Source organism: Rhodococcus sp. FW305-130, from assembly GCF_058788335.1.
In genome coordinates this window covers 17,421-28,855 of sequence record NZ_JBYTAP010000001.1, presented here as the reverse complement: position 1 = coordinate 28,855, position 11,435 = coordinate 17,421, and the positions used below count along the sequence as shown (strand labels likewise).

The 11,435-nt window shown below is 62.5% G+C and carries 11 protein-coding genes; 6 read left to right on the top strand and 5 right to left on the bottom strand.

Annotation, left to right across the window (positions count from 1 at the left end; all coding sequences use genetic code 11):
* Positions 1 to 49: 49 nt before the first annotated feature.
* Complete coding sequence (locus tag AC3WQS_RS00140; RefSeq protein ID WP_492712639.1) at positions 50 to 1,882, top strand: APC family permease; 1,833 nt, start codon at positions 50 to 52, stop codon at positions 1,880 to 1,882.
* An 8-nt stretch (positions 1,883 to 1,890) separates the two neighbouring features.
* Here AC3WQS_RS00140 and AC3WQS_RS00135 read toward each other — a convergent pair whose 3' ends face one another.
* Complete coding sequence (locus AC3WQS_RS00135) at positions 1,891 to 2,964, bottom strand: VIT1/CCC1 transporter family protein (RefSeq protein WP_042924901.1); 1,074 nt, start codon at positions 2,962 to 2,964, stop codon at positions 1,891 to 1,893.
* 24 nt (positions 2,965 to 2,988) lie between these two features.
* The gene (locus tag AC3WQS_RS00130) at positions 2,989 to 3,834 is read right to left on the bottom strand and encodes an alpha/beta hydrolase (protein WP_492712624.1); all 846 of its coding nucleotides are present in this window, start codon (positions 3,832 to 3,834) and stop codon (positions 2,989 to 2,991) included.
* A gap of 191 nt (positions 3,835 to 4,025) precedes the next feature.
* On the opposite strand from AC3WQS_RS00130, the gene AC3WQS_RS00125 reads away from it, so the two are divergent.
* A complete protein-coding gene (locus AC3WQS_RS00125) occupies positions 4,026 to 4,667 on the top strand; it encodes a DUF4232 domain-containing protein (protein WP_047889050.1) in 642 nt (213 codons plus the stop codon).
* A 1-nt stretch (position 4,668) separates the two neighbouring features.
* On the opposite strand, the gene AC3WQS_RS00120 is transcribed toward AC3WQS_RS00125, so the two are convergent.
* From AC3WQS_RS00120 to AC3WQS_RS00110, 3 genes are read right to left on the bottom strand one after another with little or no spacing between them, the layout of a single operon-like run.
* Positions 4,669 to 5,739: an ABC-2 membrane transporter-related protein gene (locus tag AC3WQS_RS00120; protein ID WP_492712623.1), complete on the bottom strand. Its 1,071-nt coding sequence runs from the start codon at positions 5,737 to 5,739 to the stop codon at positions 4,669 to 4,671.
* Complete coding sequence (locus AC3WQS_RS00115) at positions 5,736 to 6,605, bottom strand: ABC transporter ATP-binding protein (protein ID WP_492712622.1); 870 nt, start codon at positions 6,603 to 6,605, stop codon at positions 5,736 to 5,738. The genes AC3WQS_RS00120 and AC3WQS_RS00115 overlap by 4 nt, the downstream gene beginning before the upstream one ends.
* Positions 6,602 to 7,018, bottom strand: a complete 417-nt coding sequence (locus AC3WQS_RS00110) for a GntR family transcriptional regulator (RefSeq protein WP_003939899.1) — start codon at positions 7,016 to 7,018, stop codon at positions 6,602 to 6,604. Before AC3WQS_RS00110 ends, AC3WQS_RS00115 begins: the two co-directional genes overlap by 4 nt.
* A gap of 308 nt (positions 7,019 to 7,326) precedes the next feature.
* On the opposite strand from AC3WQS_RS00110, the gene AC3WQS_RS00105 reads away from it, so the two are divergent.
* The 4 genes from AC3WQS_RS00105 to AC3WQS_RS00090 are packed head-to-tail and all read left to right on the top strand — an operon-like array spanning position 7,327 to position 11,435.
* On the top strand, positions 7,327 to 8,286 hold the full coding sequence (locus tag AC3WQS_RS00105; RefSeq protein ID WP_092764868.1) for an ABC transporter substrate-binding protein: 960 nt from the start codon (positions 7,327 to 7,329) through the stop codon (positions 8,284 to 8,286).
* A 7-nt stretch (positions 8,287 to 8,293) separates the two neighbouring features.
* The gene (locus AC3WQS_RS00100; RefSeq protein ID WP_019745569.1) at positions 8,294 to 9,328 is read left to right on the top strand and encodes a FecCD family ABC transporter permease; all 1,035 of its coding nucleotides are present in this window, start codon (positions 8,294 to 8,296) and stop codon (positions 9,326 to 9,328) included.
* Positions 9,325 to 10,113: an ABC transporter ATP-binding protein gene (locus AC3WQS_RS00095; protein WP_021345724.1), complete on the top strand. Its 789-nt coding sequence runs from the start codon at positions 9,325 to 9,327 to the stop codon at positions 10,111 to 10,113. Before AC3WQS_RS00100 ends, AC3WQS_RS00095 begins: the two co-directional genes overlap by 4 nt.
* Positions 10,113 to 11,435, top strand: coding sequence for a bifunctional adenosylcobinamide kinase/adenosylcobinamide-phosphate guanylyltransferase (locus AC3WQS_RS00090; protein ID WP_492712621.1), 1,323 nt, complete (start codon positions 10,113 to 10,115; stop codon positions 11,433 to 11,435). The genes AC3WQS_RS00095 and AC3WQS_RS00090 overlap by 1 nt, the downstream gene beginning before the upstream one ends.

The following is an 11,435-nucleotide window of genomic DNA, read 5'->3' as shown; positions in this document are numbered from 1 at the left end:
CGGTCTCAGCTCAACGGGAAGTATCGATACTGACTCGGTGAGACATGCAGTGATACTCGGACACCGTGGAGTCATATCGTCGACCACCCGCGCCGGCGGCGAACCTGAGAAGCAAAAGCTCTCCGTCGCAACCGGACTGGCGGGTTTGTCGCTCGACGCAATGGCCTCGGTGTCGTACGGTCCAGAGGCCATCGTGTTGGTGTTGGCCCTCGCCGGCGGCGCGGGGATCGGCTTCACCGTGCCGGTGACGATCGCCATCGCCGTGCTGCTTGTGGTCCTGGTGGCGTCGTATCGCCAGGTGATCGCCGCATTTCCCGAAGGCGGTGGCGCATACGCCGTCGCAAAGAAGCATCTGAGTCCTCGCGCAAGCCTGACTGCCGCCGCATCGTTGATCGTCGACTACACCCTCAACGTCGCGGTGTCGATCGCAGCCGGTGTCGCGGCTCTGACCTCCGCCTTCCCTGCGCTTCTTCCCTACACGGTCTGGATCGCACTGGCGATACTCGGCGGCATCACGGCACTGAATCTGCGGGGCATCGCAGATTCCGCGCGGGTATTCATGTTGCCCACCGTGGTTTTTGTCGTCAGCATCTTCACGGTGATCGGTGCCGGACTACTTCGGGAAAACCCTGCCGTCGCCACGGCTCCCTTCCTCGCCGACAACGCACACACGATCGGCATTCTCCTTCTGCTCAAGGCCTTTTCGAGTGGTTGCGCCGCATTGACCGGAGTCGAAGCCATCGCCAATGCGGTACCCAGTTTCAAGAAGCCTCGCGTGCGTAGCGCTCAGCGTGCCGAAGTAGCTCTGGGAATCCTGTTGGGCACCATGCTGATCGGCCTTGCCGTGTTGATCGAGAAGTTCTCACTCGCACCGGTCCCTGGAACAACGGTCCTGTCGCAACTCACTTCCGCTGCCCTCGGAAATGGTGTGGGCTACTACGTCGTCCAATTCTCCACCGTGATTCTGTTGGCGTTGGCCGCGAACACCTCGTACGGCGGACTTCCCAACCTGATGCGAATCCTCGCCGACGACAACGTGCTCCCGCACCGCTTCAGCCGGAAGTCGGCGCGCGACGTCTTCACGTACGGCGTCTTGTCGCTCGGTGGCGTCGGCGCTCTCCTGCTCATCGGATCGGGCGGAAACATGAACACCTTGGTGCCGCTGTTCGCCATCGGTGTGTTCATCGGATTTACGCTCGCGCAGTTCGGCATGGTGCGCCACTGGCTCGCCGAACAGACGCCGGGCTGGAAGTGGCGCCTAGCGCTCAACGGTTTCGGGGCTGCGTTGACTTCGATCGCAGCAGTGGTGACTACCGCCATGAAGTTCACCGAGGGCGCCTGGTTGATCGCTCTCACGCTCCCTGCGCTCGTCCTCGGCATGGAACGCATCCGCGGTGCGTACACACATATCGGTACGCGGTTAACCGTTCAGGGTGAGAACGATTCTCTGTCTATCGGATACAAACCAGCAGTCCTAGTACCCGTGTCCGAAATTACGTCGCTCTCCACCCGCGCGATGGCCGCGGCAACGGCAATGTCTTCGCAGCCCATCGCAATTCGAGTCTGCCTTGCCCACGAATCGACGACGGACTTCACCCGCCGATGGCAAGCCCGACACCCGAATTCGCGTTTGATCGTCATCGAGGACACCGAGAATTCCGTGGGGAACACCCTCGCTCGATACATCCGCACACACTTCCCCCACCGGGAAACCTTTGTTGTCGTCGCCACCATCGACCCGGCGACCAGATGGCATCGGATACTCCCGAGCCAACGGACCGATGAGATCGCTCATGCACTGCGCAAACACACCGAGGCCGTGGTGTGCCAAATTCCGGTCCGGATCGATCCGGCTCACCGCGATCCCGCCCTACGCGCGTGAGCCGACGCTCAGAGCGAGGTCCCGAACAACATGCCGAGCAGATACGTCGCGCCGGCAGCGCCGTAGCCGATCGCAAGTTGGCGTAGGGCCCTCTTGAACGGCGGCCCGCCCGACAGCAACCCGACCACAACGCCCGTCGTCAGCAACGCGATCCCCACGAGTACGGACGCGACGATCAGAGCCGTCATGCCTTCCAGGCCGAACAGATACGGCAACACCGGAATGATTGCGCCCGAGGCGAAGAAGCAGAAACTTGCCGCCGCTGCGCCCAATCCGGTTCCGACGGCTTCATGGTCGTCGACAACGTCCGCGGCGCCGAAGGTGCTGTTCGCGAGGACCTCGGCGGCGCGCTGGTCCGCTTCCTCGGCGGACATGCCACGGGCCCGGTAGACCAGCGCCAATTCGTTGGCGTCGACGTCGAGCAGTCCGACGGCTTCGCTGGCCGCGGGACCAGGATTGGACGCTTCCAACAACTCTCGCTGCGAGCGGACTGAAACGTACTCGCCGGCTCCCATCGACAGGGCGCCGGCCAGAAGCCCGGCCATGCCGGTGATCAGAACGATCTGGTTGGAGACGCCGCTACCGCTGATGCCTAGTACAAGAGCGAGATTGCTGACCAGGCCGTCGTTGGCCCCGAAAACGGCGGCACGAAATGTCCCCGAAAGTCTGTTGCGGCCCCGGGTGGCCAAGGCCCGCACCACTTCTTCGTGGATCTTCTCGTCCGCGCCCATCGATGCGGTCGCGTCGGCGTCGTTCGGATAGGGGGATCGTGTCTCCGCGCGCTGGGCAAGAGCGAGCACGAAGACGGAGCCGAAGCGTCTGGCCAGAAAGCCCAGTATCCGAGTGCGGATATCGCCGCGCAGTGGTTTGCCGACGTGATCGCCGAGAAGCGCTCGCCAGTGCGCCTCATGTCGACCCTCCGCGTCGGCCAGTGCGAGAAGGATTTCGCGCTCCTCGCCGCTGCGCCTACCCGCGAGGTCTCGGTAGACGGCGGCCTCGGCTTGTTCGTCGGCGAGGTATCGTCTCCAGCGCTTGACATCTCGCGGGTCTGGATCGGGTCGTGCGGCCGGAACTGTGGACATCGTGTTCCCCTTCCGGTGAGGCGGTCACGCTTCGAGTACGCGATCCATCCACGTCGTCAGATCATTGATGACGTCGTCGCGGTTGGTCTCGTTGAAGATCTCGTGCCTGGCGCCCGGATAGGTGTAATAGGTGACGTCTTCGATCCCCGCCGAGTTGTACCGTTCGACTGCGACGTCGGTACGGCTCAGCGCGGCGTTGAGAGGATCCGAGGTGCCGACGAAGACCAGGATCGGAAGGTCTTGCCGCACACCCTCGACGTCGACGAACCTCGGTCCCGCTGCGATAAGTCCGCCCATGCCTGCGTCGTCCAGGCTGAAACCGCACAGCGGATCGTTGATGTACAAATCCACCTGCGCTTCGTCACGGCTGAGCCAGTCGTGCGGAGTACGGGCCGGTTCGAATTCGGCGTTGAACTGGGCGAGGACGTCCGGGCCGTCGTTGACGAGGCTCTCGATCAGTTGATCGACCGCGGTGGTCCCCGACAGTGCGACGGCGTCGATCAGGTGCGAATGATCGAGGATGTACTGCTGCGAAGCGAACGAACCGAGGCTGTGGCTGAGCAGTACGACGGGCAGGCCGGGGTGTTTGTCGCGGACGATGCCCGTGAGGGTCACCATGTCTGCCACCAAGCGGTTCCAGCCGTCGTCGCCGATGTTGCCTGGGCCGGCGTGCATGCTCTCACCGTGGCCGCGGTGGTCCGCCGCGTAGACGTGGAAACCGCGAGCATTCAGGGCTTCGGCGACGTATGCGTAGCGTTTTGCGTGCTCACCCATACCGTGCGCGAGTTGAACAACCCCTCGAGGTTCCTGCTCGGTGGGCCATTCGTGGACATGAATGACCACTCCGTCGTCGCTGGTGAAGGTGAACATGCGCTACTCCCGGTGGTCGCGATCCGGACAGGTTATCTCTCATGCTAGATCCGCAGCGGCAATCCATCCGGGAAGTAGGTCCTGATCACCGGCGAGCCTGATTCGTCTCTGCACATCCGGCCTCGGATTCGGATATACCGGACACGGATGTTCCGGAGCCAGTTGTCGACCAGCTTGAGGAGTACAGAGCGATGAATCCCAACCGCATGCGCAACGTCGGCTTGTTGGCGGCTCCACTTGCTGCTCTCGCACTTCTCAGCGGTTGCGGCTCGGATGAAACGGGAACGGCCGAGAGTTCACCGGCACCCGCCTCAACCACGACCGCCTCTGCGCCGACGACCCAGACCGGTACTGCCGCACCTTCGACGACGCATACCGATCACACCCAAACCACAACCTCGACGGCACCCAATCCCGAAGGCTGCGCGATCGGGGAACTGAACGTCACCCTCGGCGAGTCGAGTGGCGCCGCCGGTTCTGTGGAGCTTCCGGTGGTCTTCACCAACACGGGCGGCCGCACGTGCACGCTCGACGGTTTCCCCGGCGTCTCCTATGTCACGGGAGCGTCCGGAAGCGAAGTGGGTGCTGCAGCCGGCCGCTCCGGATCCGGTTCACTCGTCTCCCTTGCCCCTGGCTCTGCCGCAACGTCTTTGGTGCGCGCCACGAACGTCGAGAACTACCCGGCAGATCAGTGCGGCGTGACCGACGTTGCGGGACTGAGGGTTTACCCGCCCAACAGCTACGACTCGGTCTTCCTTGCCTACCCCACCAAGGGTTGCTCGATGACCGGCGCGAACATCAACCAGCTGACGGTCGCGCCGGTCGCCCGCTGAATCACGGTTTGAGGCGTCGTAGGCCCCAGAGCGCCGGCAGGAGGAACAAGCCCGAAAGGATCAGGACGAGTGCAGCTTCCGTGAACTGGAAACGCCAGAACCGATCAGCTGGGTGGTAGCGAACTTCGTAGTGGTCGACGCCGTGTTCCCGCAAACAGATCTCCATCTCTCTGTTCTGCTGCGCTGAGAGCACATCCATGCGGAGGCTGTACTCGGCGCCGGTCTCCTCCGGGCGCTGGTCGTACGGGTTCTCGCCGCCTGATCCACCCCACGTGCACTCGTCGTATTTGATGTCGACCCAGTTACCTCGGAGGTCGACATATCCCTGCGCGAGTTCCCAATTGACCGCGGGAATACTGGTATCGCTCGAATAGTAGGAACTGAATCCGGCGACGGGTGACGTTCGGACACTCGGCTCGGCGTAATCGGGTCGTGCAACCAACTGAAATGCTGCCAGGATCGCAACAACACCGACCATCGTGATCGCCATTGCGCCGATCGAACTACGCACCAGCAAAGCCAGAGCTGCTCCGAGCATGAGTGCCATGAATGTGTATGCACCCAAGACCAGTCCGCTGGATTGAAAGAGCGGATACGACAGGTTCGATATCTCGACGAAAGTCGAACGCCCGGCAACAAATGCATACCGGGAGTTGTCCGGGAGAGATCGAGCCCATTGCAGTGCAAATCCGAGCAATGCCGAAGCCACAGAAATCGGCAGGAAGACGATCAACACCCGGGTCCAGAACCAACGAGTCCGACTGACCGATTGAGTAAGCCCCAATACGTGCGTTCCCTGTTCGATATCCCGCGAAAACACGGTGACACCGATCAACACGCCGAGGAACACCGGCAGAGCAGTAGCAACCACTGTCGTCAGGGTGAGAGCCGTCTCTGCCGTGCAGATAGCGGTGATGTCATCCATGCAACTGAGAGGCGATCCGAAGAGTTGGGCTTGTCCGCCGCTCTTGATGATCGCACCACTCGACAAGACAATGACTGCTAATGCCGCGAGGAATCCCAACGACACAACGAGCGATGTCCGGTGGTGCCGCCACGTAACCCAGATCATGCCGCCACCATCGTTTCTGCGCTCAGGTGCCCGAGCACCACGTCGTCGAGAGTTGCGTCGTCGATCACCCAGCCGGCCCGAGGGCTCGGACGGACTCCCTCCACCACATGAGAATTCGACCGCATCCCCTTGTCGGTATGAATGACCGCACCGGCACCGACCACGTCCGAAGGATCGCCGTCCCCGATCAATACGTAATGGGCAGCGATCAATTCATCCAACGGACCGGACAATCTCGCGTCACCGCCGCCCAGCAGAAGAAGTCGATCCGAGACGTCTGCCAATTCGGAAACGATGTGTGAAGACAACAGAACCGTGGTGCCGTACTCGGCAACGTCCTCGAGCAGAGTGGTCGCGACGGACCGCCGTGCCACCGGATCGAGATCTGCCAGAGGCTCGTCGAGTAGAAGCAACTGCGGTCTGCGTCCGAGCGCCAAAGCCAGTGCAACCCTGGTTCGTTGACCTGGTGACAGAGTCTTCGCCTTTGCATCGAGAGCAATCCCAGCGCGCTCCACCAGATCCAGAGCGTACTTCGCATCCCACTCGTCGTTGGTGTATGCGCCGAATCGAAGAAGTTCTGCAACAGTGAATTTGGGATACAGCGGCTTGTGCTGAGCGAGGTACGACAGGCCTGGGCAGATGCCGTCCTGATCCGGCGTGCTGCCCAGGACGGAGATCGAACCGTGGTCAGGCATCGTCAACCCGACCGCCAAGGACATCAGTGTGGACTTGCCCGCTCCGTTCACCCCGACCAGGGCAGTGATGCTTCCTGTCGCGATCTCGAATGTGCAGGCGTCGAGCACCTTCTTCTTGCCGAAGCGCTTGTCCACGTCCTGCATCGTCAGTGCCGATTCTTGCGCAGTCATGATGTCTCCCCCTGCTTTCCGGACGGATCCGTTTCGATGAACGTCTTCTCGAGCTCCAAACTCACCAATGCTTCGATGTCCGTGCGCTCGAGTCCGGCGGCCACGGCATCTGCCACCCAACGCGCCAACTCACGACGTAGCGCAGAGCTTTCCGCCATACCGGGTTTGGCCAGGGACTTGACGACGAACGTGCCCAATCCAGGCCGCGGAGCAACAAGTCCGTCGCGCTCGAGTTCCTTGTAGGCCTTCAGGACTGTGTTCGGGTTGATCGCGAGCGCTCCCACGACGTCCTTGGCTGTGGGCAGCCGATCCCCGACTTGGAGATCACCGAGCCTGAGCGCCTGCTTCACCTGAAGGACCAATTGCACGTATGTGGGAATGCCGGATCGGCGGTCGATACGGAAGTCGATCATCCGAACCCTTTCACTAGTTCATTAGTGGAATAGATATTTACCTTGCCTTGACCTCCCGGGTCAAGCCAGACGACCCCTGTAAAGTGCAGATGCCCCGGTTCACCGGGGTGCCACGCTGCTCGTGTGAAGTTCGGTGAAACCCCGGCACTGTCGACGCAACTGTGAATTCGCCCGTCACTACTCGAGGCGAACGAGTCAGGTCACCGGCCTCGTGGCGACACGATGGTTCTCGGACGAAGGACCGCTCGTGGCGCTTCGCCTCGCGGCCGCGCTGCTCGCGACCCTTCACCACTAGCGGAGGGGTGGCTGTGAGTACTCGGCCGACACGTAGATTCAGATCTGTACTTGCAGCACTGACGGTGAGCACCGCACTGCTTGCCGGTGCCTGCAGTAGCTCGACGTCCGATGCACCCGCAACCACAGCCGCCTCGGACGGCTCGTTCCCGGTGACTGTTGTTTCCGGTCCCACGGATTCCGGCACGGACATCACCATCGAGTCACGTCCGCAGTCGATCGTGTCGCTCAGTCCCAGCGCCACCGAGACCCTGTGGGCCGTCGGCGCGGGCGATCAGGTGAGGGCCGTCGACAATCAGTCCGACTACCCGGCCGGTATCCCGGTCACCGATCTCTCGGGCTTTCAACCGAACGTCGAAGCCATCCTCGGCTACGCACCGGATCTGGTGATCGCATCGGATGACATGAATGATCTTGTCTCCGGGCTGCAAAAGGCGAAGGTGCCGACACTCCTACTACCGGCAGCCACAAGCATCGACGACGTCTACGCCCAGATCGAGCGCGTCGCGAAGGCCACCGGCCACGAGGACAAGGGCACCGAAGTTGTCGATACCATGCGCTCGGACATCGACGCCGCTGTCGCCAGTGTTCCTGCGCGCCAACAGCCGCTGACGTACTTCCACGAACTCGACTCCTCGCTCTACACCGTCACGAGTTCGAGCTTCGTCGGGCAGATCTACTCGTTGTTCGGAATGAAGAGCATCGCCGACGCCGCGGGGCAGGGCGACTATCCGCAGCTGTCCGCCGAATTCGTGGTGCAGGCCAATCCCGATCTCATCTTTCTCGCAGACTCCCAATGCTGCGGAGTGACTGCAGAATCCGTCGCCGCTCGGCCCGGGTGGAGCGGCATGAAAGCGGTTACCGGCAACCAGATCCATGTGCTCGACGAAGACCTTTCCAGCCGGTGGGGACCCCGTGTCGCCGATCAGGTGAAGGCCGTCGCGGCCATCGTTGCCCAAGTTCCCGCGGCCTGAGCACTCGATGATCAAAGCCGGTATCTCCCAACATCGGACCGCCGTTCTGCTCGGCGCCGCGCTGATTCTGTGCGCTGCCTTGCTGATCGGTGTTCTGGTGGGGCCGGCCGGTTTGACGCCTGATCGAACCATTCTCGAACTTCTGGACGGAATACCCGGCATCCACCTCGATTCCGGTCTCACCGCGACACAGCAGGCGATTCTCTGGCAGATCCGGCTTCCGCGAGTAGTCCTGGGCGCGTTGGTCGGAGCAATGTTGGCCGTTGCCGGTGCCGCCTACCAGGGCGTGTTCCGAAATCCCTTGGCAGATCCGTATCTCCTCGGCGTTTCCAGCGGAGCCGGACTGGGCGCAACCCTCGCCATCGTTTCGGGTGGAGCGCTGGGCATGTTCGGAATTCCCATGGCCGCCTTCGTCGGTGGTGTGCTGGCCGTGTTCGCAACTTATTCGCTCGGCCGAAGCATAGGCGGGCCGCAGAACGCGGTAGTCATCATCCTCGCCGGTGTCGCAGTCGCGGCGTTCACGAATGCAGCGCAGACTTTTGTCCAGCAGCGGTTCGACGATTCACTCCGCGAGGTCTATTCCTGGCTGCTCGGCGGATTGTCCACCGACGGTTGGTCGGAAGTTCTGGTTGTCCTGCCGTACGTCGCGCTGGCATCTGCCGTCATTCTGGTACACCGACGCGTACTCGACGTGATGGCCGTAGGTGACGTCGAAGCCGCCAGCCTCGGCGTCGACCCGGCCAGATCACGCCTGGTACTGGTGCTCGCCGCAACTCTGGGAACGGCGGCGGTCGTGAGTGCAAGTGGACTGATCGGCTTTGTCGGAATCGTTGTTCCCCATGCGGTTCGACTGGTCGTCGGCCCGTCGCATCGACTGCTTCTGCCCCTGTCACTCATGCTCGGAGCGGCGTTTCTCGTCCTCACCGACGTTGCCGCCCGCACGGTCATGGCACCGGCCGAACTCCCGATCGGCGTTGTAACCGCGATGATCGGCGCTCCGTTCTTCCTTCTGGTTCTGCGCCGCAGCCGGGTCTCGGCATGACCGACAGCGCAGTGCGGTGCCGCGACCTCCGAGTCAACCTCGGCGGCAAAGACGTCGTCGACGGCATCGATCTCGATGTGACACCCGGCGATTGGGTTGCCGTGGTCGGGCCGAACGGCGCCGGCAAGACAACCTTGATGCATGCCCTCGCTGGATTGATTCCGTCTACCGGTGAGCTCTCGGTCGGGGGACTGAGTCCTCGCAATTCCAGCCGCAAGGCGATGTCCGCCGTAGTCGCGTTGATGCCTCAGCGTCCGGTAGTACCCGAGGGCTCAACGGTTAAGGAACTGGTTGCGCTCGGCCGCACTCCCTATCTACGACGCTTCGGAACCGAAACCGCTACTGATCGTTCGGTGATCTCTTCGGTGATCGAGAGGCTCGACCTCGCCGAGTTCGCAGATCGACGAGCCACCGAACTTTCCGGCGGCGAATTGCAGCGCGTGGTCCTGGCTCGGGCACTGGCCCAAGAACCGCAGGTACTGCTCCTGGACGAACCCACCAGCGCGCTCGACATCGGTCACCAGCAGCAGGTTCTCGACTTGGTGGAGGAACTGCGTGAGGCCGACAACATCACGGTCATCGCCGCGATGCACGACCTCACTCTCGCGGGTCAGTACGGTCGACGAATCGTGCTGCTGGACAAGGGCAGCGTGGTTGCCGACGGCACACCCTCAGCGGTGCTGGAGGCAGACCTCCTCGGCCGCGTGTACGGCGCCCGGGTCGAAATCCTGGACCGGCCCAGCGGTCCCATAGTTGTTCCGATTCGGCAGGAAGGCACCCGCTGATGGAATTGGTGATGCTCGGCACCGGCGCTGCCGACGGTTGGCCGAACCCGTTCTGCACTTGCCCTTCCTGCCTGTCCGCCCTGTCGAGTGAAACCATCCGCGGGCACACTGCTGCCCTGGTGGACAACAGAATCCTGTTGGACTGTGGACCCGAAGTACCGCGTGCCGCGTCGCGATTCGGTTGCACGCTGGCACACGTGGAACACATCCTGTTGACGCACTCTCATCCCGATCACCTCGGCCCGATGGCATTGCTGTTCCGGTCCTGGGCCTCGCGCACCGAACCACTACAGGTTCTCGGACCACCCGACGCGCTCGCTCTCTGCCGAGACTGGGTGGGCCCGGATGACCCGGTGACCTTCACACCGCTCGAGACCGGCCAGTCGATCATGTTGGGCACCTATCGTGTTCGCGCACTCGAAGCCGCGCACGAAGTACCCACCCTTCTCTACGACATCACCGACGCATCCGGAACCCGAATCTTCTGGGCCACCGACACCGGGCCTCTGCCCGAATCCACTGTCGACGCACTTGCCGACGCGCGTTTCGACGCCGTCTTTCTCGAAGAGACCTTCGGCCACAAAACTGATCACGGCACCGGGCACCATGATCTGCCGAGTTTCGCGGAGACGGTGACCCGACTACGCAATTGCACCGCGATCACCGATCGAACCGATGTGGTCGCCGTACACCTCGGGCACCACAACCCAGTCGAAAACGAACTCTCGGAAGCACTTCGCTTGTCCGGGGCGCGAGCGGTTCCGGATGGAGCTGTGCTCGAGATCGGGGTAGGACAGAGCCATCGAACTCTGGTCACCGGTGGCGCCCGCTCGGGCAAGTCCACTTACGCGGAGGGCCTGCTTGCCGGCTACCGGAACGTCACGTACATCGCCACCGGGGATCCGCAGGACGACGATCCCGACTGGATCGAACGAATTGCGTCGCATCGCGCGCGGAGGCCGTCGACGTGGACGACGGTAGAGACCTCCGAAGTCGCCGAGATTCTCGCGGCCGCAACAACACCGATACTGCTCGATTGCCTCGGCACGTGGTTGACCGCACGTCTGGACCGACATCAGGCGTGGGCGACAAAAGATCTCAGCGCCGTCCACGCAGATATCGACCGGTTGGCCGACGCCTGGACCGCCTGTCCGGTTCCGATTGTCGCCGTCACGAACGAAGTGGGAAGCGGCGTCGTCCCGGACACGAAGTCCGGGAGGCTGTTCCGCGATCTACTCGGTCTGGTGAACAGCCGCATCTCCAGTGAATCGGAGTCCGTGGTCCTGATGACCGCCGGGCTCCCCCTGAGTCTGCGCGTGTGA

Bases quoted from the DNA above. Each gene is read 5' to 3' on its own strand.
- AC3WQS_RS00135 (WP_042924901.1), bottom strand. From the start codon at position 2,964: ATGTCCACAGTTCCGGCCGCACGACCCGATCCAGACCCGCGAGATGTC.
- AC3WQS_RS00130 (WP_492712624.1), bottom strand. From the start codon at position 3,834: ATGTTCACCTTCACCAGCGACGACGGAGTGGTCATTCATGTCCACGAA.
- AC3WQS_RS00125 (WP_047889050.1), top strand. From the start codon at position 4,026: ATGAATCCCAACCGCATGCGCAACGTCGGCTTGTTGGCGGCTCCACTT.
- AC3WQS_RS00120 (WP_492712623.1), bottom strand. From the start codon at position 5,739: ATGATCTGGGTTACGTGGCGGCACCACCGGACATCGCTCGTTGTGTCG.
- AC3WQS_RS00115 (WP_492712622.1), bottom strand. From the start codon at position 6,605: ATGACTGCGCAAGAATCGGCACTGACGATGCAGGACGTGGACAAGCGC.
- AC3WQS_RS00110 (WP_003939899.1), bottom strand. From the start codon at position 7,018: ATGATCGACTTCCGTATCGACCGCCGATCCGGCATTCCCACATACGTG.
- AC3WQS_RS00100 (WP_019745569.1), top strand. From the start codon at position 8,294: ATGATCAAAGCCGGTATCTCCCAACATCGGACCGCCGTTCTGCTCGGC.
- AC3WQS_RS00095 (WP_021345724.1), top strand. From the start codon at position 9,325: ATGACCGACAGCGCAGTGCGGTGCCGCGACCTCCGAGTCAACCTCGGC.
- AC3WQS_RS00090 (WP_492712621.1), top strand. From the start codon at position 10,113: ATGGAATTGGTGATGCTCGGCACCGGCGCTGCCGACGGTTGGCCGAAC.